The sequence below is a fragment of the Desulfoluna sp. CYM3A genome (genome assembly GCF_056829965.1).
The window spans coordinates 1,865,790-1,882,487 of the sequence record NZ_CP186556.1 but is presented as its reverse complement, the minus strand read 5'-3'; the positions used below and the strand labels follow the sequence as shown (position 1 = coordinate 1,882,487).

Sequence of the window (16,698 nt, the reverse complement as noted above, 5' to 3'; positions counted from 1 at the left end):
TTTGCGCGGGCTGGTCCACACACCTCGAAGCAGCAAGATACGTTGCCGTAACGTCTTTATTATCTTCTGCTTTCAAACAAGCCAAAACCGTTATCAAAACCTGTTTGTCAAACCCAAGGCATCTAAATTGGCAAAAGTTTGGCCCCCGGCACGGCCACTGGAGGCATGCTCTTGCTTTTTAATTCCACCCCACCCTTACAACGACTCTGGAGCAACAATGAAAAAACTGATTGCATGCATGGGAACGATTCTGTTGATGATCACCTTCAGCCGATCCGCCTTTGGGAGCAGCTTCGGCACCACGTATGGGTTTTCCCCACGGGGCATGGCCATGGGCAACGCCATGACCGCCCATGTGGACGACTGGTCTGCGGTCTACTACAACATGGCCGGTTTGGGGCGAACCCTCGCCCGCATCGAACGAGCCGCCGGAACCGGTGAAAAAAGCGGCATCAACCAGATCTCGGTGAACTACCTCCACGCGGTGCCCTCCTTTGACCTCGATATCAACCGCTTCGACCCGGACACCGGAAGCCCCCTGCCCACCCACGGTGCCGACGACCTTGACTTCGGGACCTATGTCTTGGGCATGGCCATGGACCTCAACATCATCTATGAGATGCCGGAATGCATCTCGTCGGCCCGCATGGGACTCTCCATGGGCATCAACAATGATCTCACCGTGGTCAAGATCAACGACATCGACCCGCGCACCCACAACTTCATGCGGTACGGACGGGAAGCCCAGCGGGCGTTGATTATGACCGGGGCGGGGTTCGGGTTCATGGAGGACCTCTTCGGCCTGGGCCTGGGGCTCAACATCTCCTTCGGCGGTTCCGGCACCATCGACCTGTCCGACCTCCAGATCACCGAGGATGAGCAGATCCCCGTGGACAACGCCATCATGGACATCTCCCTGGAGCCCACGGTGGTGGCCGGTTTTTACATCAGCCCCGGAAAAAAATTCGACGCCCTTGAGGGACTGGAGCTTGGTTTTTCTTACAGGCAGAAGTCAAAGCTCGACATCTCCCCGCTGCAGACCGTGGCTGTCCTCGAAACGGGCAATGTCCTCCTCAACCTGAGGCTGGCCCTGCTGGATTACTTCCAACCGGACATCTACACCTTCGGCACCTCCTACGCCTTCTCCGACAGGCTCATGGTCTCCCTTGAGGCGGAGTTCCAGAAGTGGTCCGGGTTCGAAGTCTCCCTCAACCACGAAGAGAACTTCGGGGACGTGCTCCCCGAGCTGGATGACATTGTCGTTCCCAAACTGGGCATCGAATACCGCCTCACCCGGCGGCTGGCGTTTCAAGGGGGCTACTGTTTCGAGCCCAGCTTTATCCCGGACGAAGGCCTCACCGACACCATCAACTTCCTCGACAACGACAAGCACATCCTCTCCGTGGGAACAAGCTACCGCCTTCCAAGCTTCGGCCGCATGAAACGGGACATCAATTTTTACGCCGCCTACCAGCACCAGATCCTCGACGACCGGGAGGTCACGAAAACCGAGCCCACGGGCGTCAACCCCGACTACAGCTTCGGCGGGACGTGCAACACCTTTTATGTGGGCATCACCATCGATATGTAACCGCGCCATCACACCGAAGGGGTTTCGACAGCACAGTGTGCAGGGCTGTTCATTCGTGCCATGGAAAGGAGGATCCCCAGGATGCTCAAGGCTGCGAACACCAGAAACGCATCGTGCATGGCAAGCAGGAACGACTCCCGGGTGGCCTGCTCGACGGCTTTATCTCCCAGGTGCCCTGAGACAACCAGGGTGGCAATCGTCATGCTCACGAGCATGCCCAGGGTGCGCATGGTGGAGACCAGGCTCGATGCCAGGCCGTAATGTACGGGCTCCACGCTCCCCATGACCGTCAGCATGTTGGGTGTGGAAAACAGAGCAAACCCCACCCCCATGACAGCAAGGACCGTAACGATCCGTCCGAAACCGGTGCCGCCGTCCACGGTGGAGGCAAGGGCCAGGCCCACCACACAGATGGCCATACCTGTGGTGGCAAGGGTCGCTGTCTGAACCCGTGTGGCCAGGGCTCCGGCCACCGGCGACAGGGCCGCCTGGAGAAGGGGCTGGCTCACCAAGATCAGCCCTGCGGTGTGCGGAGCCACGCCCTTAACGACCTGAAGGTAAAGGCTGAAAAAAAAGGTGAGGCCAAAGGACGCGGCATAGTTGATGAGGGTCGCCAGGTTGCTGAAGGCAAACACGCGCCGGGAGAGCAGCAGGCGGACATCGAGGAGCGGCGTCTCCTTTTTGTATTCATAGAAAAAAAACAGGGCCAACCCGGCAATACCCAGGGCTGCCATGGCCTGGAACCGAGGACCGGCGGCCTGGTTCACCACCCCCACGATCAGCAGGAACAAAGCCCCCATATACAAAAAACTGCCCAGGGTATCGAACCGCGTCCCCGCAGCCTCCGCCCACTCCCCTTTGAGCTTTAAAACGGTAAGGAGCCAGGCCGCGCTTCCAGCCCCCGCCCCCGCATAAAAAATCCACCGCCACCCCAAGTGCGTGATGAGAAATCCCCCCACCACCGGCCCTGCCGACACCCCGAGGTAGACACAGCCCACCACCGCACCCATGGCCCTGGCCCTTTTCTCCGGCGGAAACACCGAGGAGAGAATGGCCAGGCTCGTGCCCGTAATCATGGCGGCGCCGCTGCCCTGGATAAAACGAAACAGGATAAACAGCGCCACGTCACCTGCCAGGGCCGCCGCCAGGGTGGCAGAGGTAAACAGGAGGATGCCCAGAACAAACACCCGCCTGCGGCCGTAGATGTCCCCCAGGCGCCCGCAAGGAAGCAAAAACAGAGAGACAGCCAGGATGAACACTGTCTCTATCAGCCCCAACTGCACACCGCTCGCACTGAATTCCCCACCGAGAACGGGAAGGGCCACCCCCACCGCAGACATCATAAAAGGCGTCAAAAACTGAACCGTACAGACAATGCTCAAGGTGACCCACCCCGAGGCCTGACCCCGGGCCGTCGGCACCGCTGTTGCACTTTTTCTGTTTTGATATGCTGAATCCATTGGCATCGATCCTTTTTCGATTTTCTCCACGAAAAACCTGCCGATCAATTTTTCTGTCGGGGCTTCGACCCGTTGCGAGGCGTGACTCATGGATGCCTCACACCGATTATGTTCCACAGAGCATGCCAACATTCATTCAGCCATGAATTCAGGCTATTGGGAAAAATCCTCTGATAGTGTGTCGCATACGACGCCCTTAAGGTGCCTGATATACCACCTTAGACAAAAAAAGCCCTGATACGGCACCTTCGAACCGCAAAGGAAACGGGTGGAAAAGAGCCGTGGGTTCCTTCCAACGAAGCGCGTTGCAACATTGCATTTGAACGAGGAAACGGAATCGTATAAGAGATGTAGTCCCACAGAAAAAGAAGCACTAAGGGGAGAGACACATGGATTTATATGACATGACCTTTTTTGGGGAGGCCACCAACAGGATCTGCGGAAGCCTCGACATCCACACGGCCCTGGAGCGATGCTTTCACTACCTCAAGGACTACCTGCCCATCAACGGCCTCGCCATGAACACCTACGACCCCGAAAAAAAAGAGGTCCGGAACATTGCCGTTGTCTCCGACCTCGACAATGGCCGAATCCTCTCCTTTGACCCGGTGAAGCTCACCCCCGAGGCCATATCGTTCATCGAAAATTACCCACCGACTCCCGGCCCGGCCCTTATTCTCAATGTGCCCAACCAACAGGTGGTCGCCAACCTCGTCTGGAAAGCCATGGGTAAGCCGGAGATCTCCCTGCTGTTGCTTCACCCCATTGTGGATGAGGTCAGGCTGGGGGTGGTCTTTATCTTTGCAGAAGGGTTTGACCGCTACGAGCCTGAACACTCCCGGCTGCTGACCCTCCTGCACGACCCCTTTGCCATGGCCTTTTCAAACACCCTCAAGCACCGGGAAGTGGTCAGGCTCACGGAAATGCTGGCCGACGACAACCGGTACCTGGCCCGGGAGCTCCACCACCTGGCCGGAGACCAGATCATCGGAAGCCGACACGGCCTCAAAGAGGTCACGGAGATGGTCCGCCAGGTGGCTCCCCTCTCCTCCCAGGTGCTCCTGCTGGGTGAAACCGGGGTGGGAAAAGAGGTCATCGCAAACGCCATTCACCGCGCCTCGCCCCGTGCGAACAAGCCCTTTATCAAGGTCAACTGCGGGGCCATTCCGGACGAACTAATGGACAGCGAGCTCTTCGGCCATGAGCGCGGGGCCTTCACCGGAGCGCTCCAAAAAAAAAGGGGACGGTTTGAACGGGCCGACACGGGAACCATCTTCCTGGATGAAATCGGCGAGCTGCCGCCCCGGGCCCAGGTACGCCTCCTCCGTGTCCTGCAAACCCGCGAAATCGAGCGGGTGGGGGGCACCGCACCCATTGCCCTGGACATCCGGATCATCGCGGCCACCAACAGGGACCTGGAAGAGATGGTTGCCCGCGGGGAGTTCCGACAGGATCTCTGGTTCAGGCTCAATGTCTTTCCCATCCATATCCCAGCCCTGCGGGACAGGCCCGTGGACCTTCCCGAGCTCATGGACTACTTCATCGAGCGGAAGGCAAAGGAGATGAACATCCATCCGGTACCGGTACCGGCCCCCTGGGCCCTGGCGGACCTGTCCCGCCACGACTGGCCCGGCAACGTCCGGGAACTCGAAAACCTCATCGAACGGGCCCTGATCCTTCATATCACCTCCCCTGCCGGAACCCCGTTGCGATTTCCCGACCTCGATTCACCGGAGACGACGTCTCCTGCAACGCCCCCGCCCCTTCCCGAGGAGACCTCCCTCAACCTGGATGATGCCATCCGCCACCAGATTCGCAGAGCCCTTGAGGCAACCCATGGAAGGGTCAAAGGAGACAACGGTGCCGCAGCCCTTCTTGGGGTCAACCCGAGCACCTTGAGAAACAAAATGAAAAAGCTGGGCATTCCCTTCGGAAAGAGCCTTAAAAAATAGCCTTCCATGGCCAGGGTAAAAACAATCCTTCGGCGAGTCGCTTTTTTGAAAAAAAGCTCCGCAAAAGACTTTCTTACTACCGAAACAGGCAAAATTACTTCGGCTGAACCTGGAAGGCCTGCTTAAAATTTGTTTGTCTAACTTTTCAAAAACTTGGCCCCAGGCAGGGCCGCCGGAGGCTTTTCACCCCCACAAGCCACGGTGTTTCGTTTATCGCTTTGGGTACCCGACGGGCACGAGATAAAGAGGGCTTGCTTCCTTCGGAAGCTTGAGAATCTCTGCGATGCGGTCGTCATGAAAAGCCCCCACAGGAACGGCCCCCAGGTTAAACGCCGCAGCCTGGAGCAAAAGGTTCTGGCAGGCATGCCCGGCCTCCATGTCCACGTAGCGGGTGGCCCTTCCTTTGTATTTGACTGCCACCCGTTCATACACGGCGGCAAACACAAACACGGCCGGGGCATCGCCCACGGCCCCCTGGTTCAGGGCGGCCTTTTGAAGGGCGTGTCGCAGGTCCCCCGGTATCTTCAGGGACAGCTCATGGCGCTGCGGGTTGTACCAATACACCCCCTCGGGCAACACCACAAAGGTCTCCAACGGGTACAGCGCCCCAGACGACGGGGCCGTTCGCAGCCCCCGTACCGCATCCGTCATGCCCTGGGCAGCCCAGAGCAACTGGCCGATCTGAGCCACAGTAAGCGGCTCTTCCGCAAAGGAGCGAACCGAACGACGGGCAGCAAGACTCATGGAAAGGGTGGCCCCTCCCGTGGTGTCCGGTGGGGGAAGCCGGATCACCTCCCCTGTCCCTGCCGCTTGCGCCATCACAACCATGGTCATCCAACCCAGAAGATTCATCTGCGTGCCTCCTTCATGCATGTCTTGGGATATTGTTGTTGATCAGGCAGCGCCGGTGAAGCACAACGCCCTGAAACCAAACGGGGGCCGCGGCCTGTTCGGCCACGCCCCCCTGGTCTTTGTCCTTAAAGAGGATTATCCCTTCATGATGCTTGCCCTAGCCTCAGCGTCTGTGCCTGCCTGAAAATCCGGATCAATGAAAATGCATGGGCGATAGAAGCATCAGGAAAAACCGAAACATCGGGCGGTTCATGCCTTGATGGGAGGGGTCCCCTCTTGGAACTCCTTCAAGATCATTTCCCTGAACTCGGGTGTATCTTTATAGCCGTGGCACTGTGTTCCGTGCTGCACAACGGCTTCAAGCAGCTCTTCCTTTGTGTCCGCCGCAAGGGCGACGGTACACTTCGTGTCGCTCGGATGGTTGCGGCAATCGATGAAATATCGTGACATGGTCCTTATACTCCTGTGCTTTGTGTGACCATGATGCGGGAAACGGTCCAGAATCGGGCCGCCCGCCCTTCCGTACACGAAATGAGAGGCTCAATGAATCGCCTGTGGGTCTTGGCACCGCATGTTGATGCCCCGCATCCAAGGCACCGATTATACAGTACTTCACAGAAAAAGAATCGCTATCAAGAGGCCACCCGTGAGGGGCTCAAAAGGCTTCCGATATTCCGACGTAGAGCCCATGAGAATAGTCTTCGCCAACCGCATAATCGATGCGAAAGTTCAGCCTGCGCTCTTCGCTCAACAGGTACCGCAGCCCCGTGCCTGCACTGGAATAAAAACTGTCCCGACTCAGGTCCCCCGGGTCAAAAAGCACCGCTTCCCCCACAAATCCCACCACGGCCCACTTGGGTCTGCACTGCCACCGATACTCCACCTGAACGCTAATCAGGTGCCGTGCGATGTTCTCACCTGCTATATATCCCCGCAGGTCTGCTCTCCGACCGAGGGTCGACAGATCCGAATAGGGCGTGTCACTCGGCGTGAAGCGCCCGTAGAGACGCCATGCAATAACATGTCCGGGTCGATACTGATCGTATCCGTTAATAAACCCGTCCAAGACGCCGTAGGACTCGTCACTGCCCAAAATGGTGGGATTGAGCATCAACGTGGCCTCGGCATAAATCCCTTCGTAGGGGAAAAAACGATTATCCCGGGTGTCGAAGGAGAGTACCGGCCCCAGGGATGCGCTGAGATCATCGGTGGCATTGACAGCGTCGAGGTACTGCCTCCCAGCCTCGTTGTCCGGAGAATAGCCAATGTCTTTGACCACCCCCCGCATCCCGGCAAAAAAATGCTCTCCAAAACCATACAGAACGTTCAAATGGATCACACGAACGGCGGTGGTAAAATCCGCCCGTTGGGGCAGTTCATCCACATTCAGTTCGCTTTTCACACCGATATCGGCCACGGCGGTCTTGATGCGCCATGCCTCGCTTGGCAACACATTTCCCCCCAAGGCAAGCAAATGGCTCCCCCGATCCGTATAGATACCTGTCAATCCAAGGGAAGACGACTGCACATTCTCATTACCGGGAGCCAAATCAAAGAGTCCCATAAGGGTAGCCCCTCCCCCATTGCCAAAATTGGGGTTGGATACGACCATGGGAGCGGTCACAAATTCAAGATTGTACCTGTCTTCGGGCTCCTCACCACGCAATTCGCCGGGAGCAGTGATGAGTGTTGCCAGCACAAGGAGCAGCCCACGGATGAAGATAGCATGACGCATGTCAACCTTTTCCTTTGAATATGCCATGTAAAGACAATGAAAACAGAGCACCTGGTCTCCGAGTCTCAAACGGAAATGCATCACAAAAAGAAAATTCAGAACGGTATGATCACGCTGGATACAATAGGCAAAAACGATGCCCACATTTGAGCTGCTTTCCCCGAAAAAACGCTACGCGCTGACATCATGGGACCTTATGAAATTCAATCTCACATGCTCAATATCAGTCTGAGGTGATACTCATCTGCAAGCTGTAATCTGTTCTTTTATGTATCACAAATTATGAATGGGCAGTTATTACGATTTTTGTTACACTCATCCTGATTAGGATAGGTCTGGCAAAACAAAGGCCACCAGGCACAAACAAATAGAATTAATGAATAATATGAGGCAGAAACAAACGATCTAAAATCATAAAATAGGCATCCTGTTTCCCTGGTAACAAGCAATCTTGCGACAAACACATCTATGCTTTTCGTCGTGCCATACACCTAATCCTTTTTTCACTTGTCACGATACCTTTACCAAAGGAATAAACCCGCATGCCGCCCACCTTCAGGACTATTGTGTACAGCGTTTCAATTCTCATATGTTTAAGTGGTTTCTGCCTGGCAGAAGTGAAAACCCTGTCTGAGAGCCAACTTGATTCATGCATCGCAGCAGAAGGAATTCGAAATGTTCGGTTTACAGGCACTGAAAGGTCACAAAAGCCCTCTGAACTCAAAAGAGATTTCCCCATCGGGAGCACTCCGTCTCACATACATCATGGTACTGTCCGTTCCAGAATCAATCCCCCTGAACCGGTGCCACCGGAGTCAGGTCATATTACCATCTTGCATCACACCTTAGAGCATCCGACACAGGCCCAGATAAATCTGCCGGAAAACTTCCCCGTCCAGGTAAACCATGAATCGTTTTCTCCTGCGATGCCCCATTATCAACTTTCTACCGGGGGAATGTCCGGTGTTTCTGCCGTAGACTAATTCATTCATTAGCCATCACCCTATTCACCACATCACTAAACGTTTAACAAGGTGACAGCATGCCCAAGAAATACTCTCTCCTGCGGCTCATCCTCGGAGACCAGCTTAATCGCAGCCACTCCTGGTACAGGCAAAAAGACGACGACACCTTGTATGTCATTGCTGAACTGCTCCAGGAAGCATCGTATGTATGTCACCATGTCCAGAAGCTGTGTGCGTTTTTTGCTGCAATGTCCAACTTTACCGAAACGCTCCGCAACGCCGGTCATCAGGTACTGTACTTGACACTGGACGATACAGCGTCCTTTGCAAGCTATACTCTTTGCGGAGCTGCTCAGCCATTTGCTCGAAAAACACCAGGCAACACAATTTGAATACCAACGGCCGGATGAGTACCGCCTGCGAGAACAACTCGCTCAATTTTGCCAATCCGCGGCGATAAAAGCCGTGGGCACCATGGTTTATGATACGGAGCATTTTTATCTTTCAGACGAGGAGATCCATCGCACATTCAGCCGGGGCAAACGGCACCGTATGGAAGCTTTTTACCGAAAAATGCGGGTACGATTTCACATCCTCATGGATGGAGAGGAGCCGGAAGGGGGCAGCTGGAATTATGATGCGCAAAACCGCAACAAATTGAAGGCCGACGACCTGAAGCTGGTGCCCGAACCGTTGCTGTTCGCAAACGATGTCCGGGATATCCTGACGCGAATCAAACGGCACGGCATCCAGACCATCGGGAAAGAATCTCCCCACCTTATCTGGCCGGTCAATGTCCAGCAGGCATCAGAATTGCTGAATTATTTTTGCCATAACGGCCTGGAGCACTTCGGCCGGTTCCAGGATTCAATGACCGGTAAGCTTGGCGCGACAGACATGAAAAGGCAGTTCGGGCTGTTTCATTCAAGGTTGTCCTTTGCCTTGAACAGCAAAATGCTCAGCCCGCAACACGTTGTCAACACTGTCATTGAGCACTACCACACCAGAAAGCCCGAAATGGACCTAGCACAAGTGGAAGGATTTGTGAGGCAAATCCTCGGGTGGCGGGAATTCATTCGCGGTATTTACTGGGCCAACATGCCCGAATACGAATCCTGCAACGGCTTGGATGCGACTCGCCCACTACCTTCCTGGTTCTGGACCGGAGAGACCCGGATGTATTGCCTTCGACAGGCCATCACCCAGTCCCTTGACATGGCTTATGCACACCACATCCAGCGCCTGATGATCACGGGTAATTTCTGCCTTCTTGCAGGCGTAGATCCCGACCAGGTTGACACTTGGTACCTGGGCATTTACATTGACGCCATCCAATGGGTGGAACTGCCCAACACCAGGGGCATGAGCCAATTTGCCGACAATGGCATCGTGGGCTCCAAAGCATACGCGGCCAGCGGAAACTACGTCAAAAAAATGAGCGACTACTGCAGTGACTGCCACTATCGCGTTACAGAGACAACGACCCCAAACGCCTGCCCTCTCAATGCCCTGTACTGGGGCTCATACACAAGCAACCAAGTCGTTCCGGTGGTCCAACCCCAGAAATAAAATGGTGTATGCTGTGTGGGGCAAAAAACCCGAAGACCAGCGGCAGGCGATACTGGAACGGGCAGAAGCCTGTTTGGATGGTATTGAGGAGCTTTGACCCCTCTCCGTTACCATGGAGGCAAGCGGCAAAAGATACACACCGGGCGGCCCCCATGCCTTGCTCGACTCCGAAAACGTCTCCCGCCTACTTCACCCCTTCAATAAATTTAGGTACATGTTTGACCTAATTCCAATCCATGTGTTAAATTTTGGATTTCATTCTGACGCCACAAAAACGTGATCCTGTTGGAAGTCAGCCCCTTGATTTTGAGAGAATGACCGGTGCAAAGGAATATGGTTTATGAAAGGCCTGGAACTCAGTGAGGCGTACTACGCTGCATGTGCCAAAGAGATTTTCGAGCAGACATTCAAGTCCCTCATGGACCGTGTTGCCATCGGGCTCGTTGGACCCGGCTCTGAATGCTTTGGATTTGATGATGAATACTCACGTGATCACGACTGGGGCCCTTCCTTTTGCCTGTGGGTTACCCGAGAGGATTACCAGCGCTACGGCAAAGAGCTTCAGGCCTGCTACAATGCCCTGCCCGAAGAATACATGGGATTTGGCCCACGGGTCGTGAGTCCGGGCGAAGAGGGCCGCGTGGGCGTTATGGCCACCAGCAGCTTTTACGCCCGCTACACAGGGTTGGATCACACACCGGCTTCCATGAAGGATTGGCAGATACCTTCAGAAAATTTGGCCCTTTGCACCAACGGCAAAATCTTTTCAGACCCCTTGGGAGAGTTCTCCTCATGGCGAACAGCCCTTCTTGAGTTTTACCCTGAAGACCTCCGGCTTAAAAAAATCGCGGACTGCTGCATGCTCGCAGGGCAGGCAGGTCAATACAACTGGCAACGGGGTATTTTAAGAAACGACCCCTATGTAACACATACCGCCACGGTAAAATTCTGCACAGAGATCATGCACCTGGTTTACCTCCTGAACAAAGCCTATGCGCCCTTTTACAAGTGGCTGTTCAGAGGCGTTGCCCAGTTGCCGATACTTGGGGCAGAACTCTCTCCCCTGATTGCACAGGTTCTCAACGAACAGTCCCAAAATGACGGCTGGAAGAATCAGCAGGACACCATGGAGATGATTTGCCGGAAAGTCATCGCCGAGCTTCAGGCGCTCGGATTCACCGATGACAACATACCCTTTTTAGCAGATCACGTCCCATCCATCCTCGGCCGCATCAAAGACCCGGAATTCAAACACTTTATGGGGCGTGGAAAAAAAGACGCCCCATAAAAAAGAGATCATCAAACAAATTCTGGAAATCGAATGGGAGATGTTTTCCACAGTCAACGACAAGGCCGCTTCAGACCCACGGAACCAGGGCCAACCCACCTGCCGGGACTTCCCTGACGAATTCAAACTCCACAGGACGGCAAAATTCCTGGCCTGGCCCGAGACCACCCTCCTCAGTTACCTGAAGGATCTCAAAGAGGCAAAACAAACCAATCGCAACCTGATGACCTATAAATACGCCAGGATGGACAACCTGATCCCAAGCGAAAACTGCAGCCCCTATGTTGATAAAATCACGGGGATCATGGTTCAGTGGCAAAAAGAGTTCATGACCAAGTACCCGCGCATCATGGCCGGAGGCCGTGCTTTGACCGGCGGAGAGGCGGGCATCGACTGGGCCTCTTTTGAAAATTACCTGCGTTGCGAGCTGGAGTCCTACTCCGAAAACACACTGAAATCTCTTTTCCTTCACACGGAAACACTGAAAGATGCCGGCAAAAGCATGTCCGAAGAGGTCTATAAAACGCTGGTTCGGGAAAAAGGATACAACAGTTTGGAGGAGGCGGAGGGAAAGCTGTCTACGTAGGGATCAGGCCTGCACAGTCGACAAAATTATTTTTTTGCATGTGTTCAGACATTGTTGAACACTCCTATCTTCATTGGACAAGACATCAAACCGCCCGCACACCTGGCAAACTGCCGATTCACTCAACCCAAAGGGTTCTCCGATCGCCTTCAGCGTGGCTCCTGAATATCTCTTCATCAGGTAGATTTTCATTTTACGGGCGAGCTTCACATCCTCAACATGATCATCTACAACACTGGCTATGACCGAAAATGACGGCCTGCTGTTCAACGCACTCAGAGCAGGCAATTCCCGATCGCTGCGTCGTCCTTCGAGGTACTTCTTGCTACATCCCTCGTAGAACTTTATCCGGCCCCAGAACGGTATCCGCCGATGCATTTCCCAAAGGGTTCGGGCAATGAAGCGCCTGCTCTTCTTTTCAACGAACCTCTCATATTCCCTTCTGGCCTGTGAAACCCGTTTTCCGAAATACCCATGAATGTAATCCGTCTCAAGCCATTCAGGTGACGCCTCTTTGCCGACAAATGCCCTGTAACTCGACCAGGGATAGTCGATCACTGAGTCAACCATGGCCGCCCGGACAGGATTCAAATGAATATATCTCGACAGCTTCAGGGCGTAATCGTCCTTATAAACGAGAAAGGCCTTGTAACGCCCCTGAAACAAGTGCCCTGAACGCTTCCGTTTGATATTGAAATACGTCGTATAAGAGCTGTTCACATGCTTCATGATCTGTGGAAGATTGGCATCGGGCGTCTCAATAAGGAGATGATAATGATTGGTCATGAGGCAATAAGCATGGATGATGGCCCCGTAACGTTCACTGGGCCTCGCCGAGATACTCCAGAAATTTCTCCCGATCCCGCTTGCTCTTGTAGATGTTCTTCTGCCGTCGCCCCGGGAAACGTAATCCGTAAGGGTCGTGCCATGGGCTGCCTTATTTTGAATGTTTCGAAATGGCGAAAGGGGCTGCAGATCGCGTCTATGAGCATAAACAAACTAAATCAAATCATTTTTTATATTTTGTCAAATATGTAGACTTGCCCCCTTATCTCTCCTTTACAAGATATTAAATGTGTGATCCCTATCTCAAGATAGCATTCTGCAAAACGTCCATTTGATCTTTACAAAAATACCCCCGGGCCACAGCATCCGGGGGCATATTGCACGTTTACATTTGACACACGTGAATTCTATGGGTTTACCGTAACTGAAATGTCATCCCACTCTCTTCCGTCGGATGTGAATGAGTAATTATCGTACTGCTGAAATCTGATTCGAAACTCAGAGGTATAACCAAAACTTGCATCATAGCCGTTTCTGATTCGTTCAATTTCCGCATCAAGATCAATGATGGTTTTCCCTGCGCTTCCCACATCTATATCTACGGCATTTAATATACGATACCATTTGATATTATCCATACTATACATCGCATTCATGTGCCCAGTAAACATTTCTCCCATCCAAGAAGCTTTTATCCGAAGATTGAGCATGGAAAAAGCTTAGTGTCACATTATGAAGTGAGTTCAGATCGATTGTCAGTACTGCCTCATTAAGATTGTATTGACCATTGGTATTTACGTCCATCCGCAATCGCCCATTCAAAACATCAATTCTTCCTATGGACGTATCAGACGAATAATAATCCCATGAGTTATTAACGCCGGGCAGGCCGCTGGAAAATTCCTGAAAATAGGGTGGGCGAAGCGTATCGCCTTTCATCCGTAAGGTAAGGCTACGTTGTTGGGTAACGTTAATAGAGTCTGAAAATTCAACGATCCCGGTATGGCAAACTCCCGAAGCAAGCCCTGCAGCATCCCAACACGCGTCGACAGTTGTCGTTTCTCCCGGTGCCAGCTCGCCCTGATTTATACTAAATGTCAGCCATTCTTCTGCTGTCGTTACTGTCCAGTCCACACTCACAGTACCGGTATTCGTTAAAACAAAGGCCTGGCATTCTGCCATTGTTGGATGATCAGCCGGGACTAATATTTCTGCCAGTTCTACCGGATTGATTTTCAAGGCAGATTTTACGCCGGTAATCTGAATAGTATCCCACTCCCGACCATCTGAAGGATAAATATAATTATCATATTGTTGAAACTTCAGTTTAATATCCGCTGAATATGCAAAGTCCGGGTCAAAATTTGAACGTATTCCTGAGATCGTTTCATCGAAAAACGGAATTCTGTCCGCTGCTACTCACATCAAGGCTGGATGAACTTATAATACGGTACCAGGTGTTCCCGTCACTGCTGATGGCAACTCCATCTCCATTAAAATGCCCGGTAAACTGCTCAGGAATTACAGTCACTTCATCACCGTGGTCTGCCTGAAAAAAACTGAGCATTACATCACTTGCACCTTCCAGATCAACTGACAATATTGCTTCATTTAAATTATAGTTACTATTCTGACTGACATCCATTCGCAGCCTTTCACCAACGATCTGAATGCGGCCATACTGGTGAGAAGAATAATACGTCCAACCGGTTTCTGCGTCGGGTAAGTCATCTGAGAAGAAATATTCATAAGGCAGAGTATCTTTCTCTTTATCAACCATTATAGAGATATCGCGTGTTACGGATAGCCCACTTGATGTTTCAAAAAAAGTAATACGTGCACTATAATTACCTGCCTGAAGCGCCTTTGCTGATGACGTCAGACATAGCTGAACATCCTGACTTCCGCCTCCAGTAACCCTCCCTGCATTTACGGATGCCTCGATCCACGGTTCAGAAACCGTGAGTGTCCAGTCAACCGAATTTACAGACTCATTCGAAATTGTGTAAACAGCACATGCAGGAGTAAAAATGCCCCCTTCAATACCGTTGAACTCAAAAGGCTGATCAGGTGAAACATCAAGAGAATAGATTGGTAACACTGTAACAGTCAACGTATCTTCGCCAACACCACCATCATCATCGGAAATCCTCAGAGTAACAACAAAGGTTCCGGGCCTTGTGAAGGTATGCTCTGGTGTCAGTGTACCCACTCGCAACCCGTCGCCGAAATCCCACACGATTGTATGGGTATCGAGACTCCCTTCGTCACTGTACTGTCCGGCAAAGCTGACGGGTGAATACATACTCGTACTGATATGATAGCCTGCGTCAACCAGAGGAGCTGAATTCGTCACGGATACAACTTGGCTGTCACTACCTGACAGCCCGTTATTATCCAGTGCGGTAAGCGTTATCGTATAGTCTCCGTCGTCAGCATATACATGATTAACCGTACCGGTACCCGTAGCGGTAAAGCCATCCCCAAATCCAAAGCTAATGGGTATCGGCAATGTTCGGGTCATAAAGATAATCCAGTTCCACTTCAACCGAAGAGCCTTCAATAATGGTACCATCAGGGTTAACGTGAGTATCTCAATCGGAGGCTGGTTCGACATTGGAAGCACCTGAATATCCTGACGGCTGTATTGTTTTCATAATTATTGTCAGTTTGCTGAGTTGATATCGTTGCTGCAAAATTATGGACACCGCCTGTTTTAGGAGTGACAATGAACTCTTTTTCACCCGATGATCCTGCCTCAACACTTCCGACATAGCAGGTAAATGTGTTTCCAACCCTCTCACAACCCGGAGATGCGCTAACAACATATACATCCTGAGGCAGGGTGCCGGAAATAACAACTCCGGATGCTTTTTCACTACCGGTATTTCCGTAATAAAGGGTATAGTTCAGCTCTCTACCGGCTTCTATCTGGTACGGAAAATCGCTTTGAGTTAACCCAAGGTCCACTTCGGCATCCCGTGGCGTACCTGTAATTAAAAAGTCCCCCCAGTCGCGGCCGTCATCATAAAAAAACGTGGAGTTATCATACTGCTGAAAACGCAGTTTAAATCCAGAGGTATATTGAAACAAAGGATCATAATTACTCCTGACACGAGCCACTTCAGCATCCAGGTCAACGGTAAACGTATTTCCCCTTGAACCGACATCCAGGTCTTCTGCAGAAACAATCGTATACCAGGTTGCTCCGTCTGAAGGATGATACCCCATCACCATTGACTGATCCGGTGAATGTTAAGGGCAACCCATCAGCTTCGTCTCCGTGGTCTGCCTGAAAAAAAGTCAGGAAAACATTTGCAGCCCTGCAGATCAGCAGTCCAGTCTATTTCATTCAGTGTATATGAAAATGGCAAACTCTGATCCATTCTTGAGCGACCCGTTGACAAACTGGAACCGGCCATAACTATTACTCGACTGAAGGTTAAATCCATAATCACTATCGGGGTAAGCCCAATCAAAATGGTGCTGATAGATTGTATCGTCGGGAGTGATAATCTCACCCGGTTCATCACTCAGGGTGAGGCCTACACCATAGAAGACCTGATTACGAGTCCGATAGCCATTAAAAATTAGTTCATCATCATATGTATTATTGATCATACCTTCGCTCGCTACGCGCACATTCAAGCCCAGATACCGGTACCCTTGATGAATCAACTCTCTTATATAAGGTGCGAGCTCTACCTGGTGACTTCCAGCCCAATCCAGAACCACAGATGATATTAACACATCTCCTTCGTTTGAATCCGAGAGATCTGCAACCCCGTTTCCTTTCTATATCCCCAGAATTGAATCTCAGGCCGATTGGAAAGCTTTGTCGCATAAAATTTTAAAAGCGCAGATTCAACTCGGCTTTCAAGCTGGAAAAGCTGAAAGGTCAACTTCAATAATCC

General features: G+C 52.2%; 15 protein-coding genes. 6 read left to right on the top strand and 9 right to left on the bottom strand.

Annotated features, from left to right (window positions below):
• Positions 1 to 217: 217 nt before the first annotated feature.
• Positions 218 to 1,591: an OmpP1/FadL family transporter gene (locus ACOYW1_RS09725; RefSeq protein ID WP_482422632.1), complete on the top strand. Its 1,374-nt coding sequence runs from the start codon at positions 218 to 220 to the stop codon at positions 1,589 to 1,591.
• An 8-nt stretch (positions 1,592 to 1,599) separates the two neighbouring features.
• Here ACOYW1_RS09725 and ACOYW1_RS09720 read toward each other — a convergent pair whose 3' ends face one another.
• Complete coding sequence (locus ACOYW1_RS09720; protein ID WP_482422631.1) at positions 1,600 to 3,051, bottom strand: MFS transporter; 1,452 nt, start codon at positions 3,049 to 3,051, stop codon at positions 1,600 to 1,602.
• Between the two features lie 389 nt (positions 3,052 to 3,440).
• On the opposite strand from ACOYW1_RS09720, the gene ACOYW1_RS09715 reads away from it, so the two are divergent.
• Positions 3,441 to 5,003, top strand: a complete 1,563-nt coding sequence (locus ACOYW1_RS09715) for a sigma-54 interaction domain-containing protein (RefSeq protein WP_482422630.1) — start codon at positions 3,441 to 3,443, stop codon at positions 5,001 to 5,003.
• 210 nt (positions 5,004 to 5,213) lie between these two features.
• On the opposite strand, the gene ACOYW1_RS09710 is transcribed toward ACOYW1_RS09715, so the two are convergent.
• From ACOYW1_RS09710 to ACOYW1_RS09700, 3 genes are all read right to left on the bottom strand, one after another.
• Positions 5,214 to 5,855 (bottom strand): SagB/ThcOx family dehydrogenase, encoded by a 642-nt coding sequence (locus ACOYW1_RS09710; protein WP_482422629.1) that lies wholly within the window; start codon positions 5,853 to 5,855, stop codon positions 5,214 to 5,216.
• 249 nt (positions 5,856 to 6,104) lie between these two features.
• Positions 6,105 to 6,305 (bottom strand): DUF1059 domain-containing protein, encoded by a 201-nt coding sequence (locus tag ACOYW1_RS09705; RefSeq protein ID WP_180141268.1) that lies wholly within the window; start codon positions 6,303 to 6,305, stop codon positions 6,105 to 6,107.
• Positions 6,306 to 6,510: 205 nt separating this feature from the next.
• Entirely contained in the window at positions 6,511 to 7,734 is a 1,224-nt protein-coding gene (locus ACOYW1_RS09700) for a BamA/TamA family outer membrane protein (RefSeq protein ID WP_482422628.1), read from the bottom strand.
• A gap of 898 nt (positions 7,735 to 8,632) precedes the next feature.
• Between ACOYW1_RS09700 and ACOYW1_RS09695 the strand changes: the two genes are divergently transcribed.
• From ACOYW1_RS09695 to ACOYW1_RS09680, 4 genes are all read left to right on the top strand, one after another.
• The gene (locus tag ACOYW1_RS09695; RefSeq protein ID WP_482422627.1) at positions 8,633 to 8,947 is read left to right on the top strand and encodes a cryptochrome/photolyase family protein; all 315 of its coding nucleotides are present in this window, start codon (positions 8,633 to 8,635) and stop codon (positions 8,945 to 8,947) included.
• Complete coding sequence (locus ACOYW1_RS09690; protein WP_482422626.1) at positions 8,916 to 10,124, top strand: cryptochrome/photolyase family protein; 1,209 nt, start codon at positions 8,916 to 8,918, stop codon at positions 10,122 to 10,124. The genes ACOYW1_RS09695 and ACOYW1_RS09690 overlap by 32 nt, the downstream gene beginning before the upstream one ends.
• Positions 10,125 to 10,464: 340 nt before the next feature.
• A complete protein-coding gene (locus ACOYW1_RS09685) occupies positions 10,465 to 11,412 on the top strand; it encodes a DUF4037 domain-containing protein (protein ID WP_482422625.1) in 948 nt (315 codons plus the stop codon).
• Positions 11,390 to 11,998, top strand: a complete 609-nt coding sequence (locus ACOYW1_RS09680) for a DUF4125 family protein (protein ID WP_482422624.1) — start codon at positions 11,390 to 11,392, stop codon at positions 11,996 to 11,998. Before ACOYW1_RS09685 ends, ACOYW1_RS09680 begins: the two co-directional genes overlap by 23 nt.
• Before the next feature lie 3 nt (positions 11,999 to 12,001).
• Here ACOYW1_RS09680 and ACOYW1_RS09675 read toward each other — a convergent pair whose 3' ends face one another.
• The 5 genes from ACOYW1_RS09675 to ACOYW1_RS09655 form a co-directional block, all read right to left on the bottom strand.
• Positions 12,002 to 12,859 (bottom strand): transposase, encoded by an 858-nt coding sequence (locus tag ACOYW1_RS09675; protein ID WP_482423698.1) that lies wholly within the window; start codon positions 12,857 to 12,859, stop codon positions 12,002 to 12,004.
• 332 nt (positions 12,860 to 13,191) lie between these two features.
• On the bottom strand, positions 13,192 to 13,422 hold the full coding sequence (locus ACOYW1_RS09670) for a hypothetical protein (protein WP_482422623.1): 231 nt from the start codon (positions 13,420 to 13,422) through the stop codon (positions 13,192 to 13,194).
• 1 nt (position 13,423) lies between these two features.
• Positions 13,424 to 14,023: a BACON domain-containing protein gene (locus tag ACOYW1_RS09665; protein WP_482422622.1), complete on the bottom strand. Its 600-nt coding sequence runs from the start codon at positions 14,021 to 14,023 to the stop codon at positions 13,424 to 13,426.
• 148 nt (positions 14,024 to 14,171) lie between these two features.
• Positions 14,172 to 15,359: a PKD domain-containing protein gene (locus ACOYW1_RS09660; RefSeq protein WP_482423697.1), complete on the bottom strand. Its 1,188-nt coding sequence runs from the start codon at positions 15,357 to 15,359 to the stop codon at positions 14,172 to 14,174.
• Between the two features lie 5 nt (positions 15,360 to 15,364).
• Complete coding sequence (locus ACOYW1_RS09655) at positions 15,365 to 16,021, bottom strand: DUF11 domain-containing protein (RefSeq protein ID WP_482422621.1); 657 nt, start codon at positions 16,019 to 16,021, stop codon at positions 15,365 to 15,367.
• Between the last annotated feature and the right edge of the window lie 677 nt (positions 16,022 to 16,698).

Coding starts and splice junctions, on each gene's coding strand:
- ACOYW1_RS09725 (WP_482422632.1), top strand. CDS start 218: ATGAAAAAACTGATTGCATGCATGGGAACGATTCTGTTGATGATCACC.
- ACOYW1_RS09685 (WP_482422625.1), top strand. CDS start 10,465: ATGAAAGGCCTGGAACTCAGTGAGGCGTACTACGCTGCATGTGCCAAA.
- ACOYW1_RS09710 (WP_482422629.1), bottom strand. CDS start 5,855: ATGAATCTTCTGGGTTGGATGACCATGGTTGTGATGGCGCAAGCGGCA.
- ACOYW1_RS09655 (WP_482422621.1), bottom strand. CDS start 16,021: ATGGTGATGGGGTATCATCCTTCAGACGGAGCAACCTGGTATACGATT.
- ACOYW1_RS09705 (WP_180141268.1), bottom strand. CDS start 6,305: ATGTCACGATATTTCATCGATTGCCGCAACCATCCGAGCGACACGAAG.
- ACOYW1_RS09660 (WP_482423697.1), bottom strand. CDS start 15,359: ATGGTACCATTATTGAAGGCTCTTCGGTTGAAGTGGAACTGGATTATC.
- ACOYW1_RS09670 (WP_482422623.1), bottom strand. CDS start 13,422: ATGGATAATATCAAATGGTATCGTATATTAAATGCCGTAGATATAGAT.
- ACOYW1_RS09695 (WP_482422627.1), top strand. CDS start 8,633: ATGCCCAAGAAATACTCTCTCCTGCGGCTCATCCTCGGAGACCAGCTT.
- ACOYW1_RS09715 (WP_482422630.1), top strand. CDS start 3,441: ATGGATTTATATGACATGACCTTTTTTGGGGAGGCCACCAACAGGATC.
- ACOYW1_RS09720 (WP_482422631.1), bottom strand. CDS start 3,051: ATGGATTCAGCATATCAAAACAGAAAAAGTGCAACAGCGGTGCCGACG.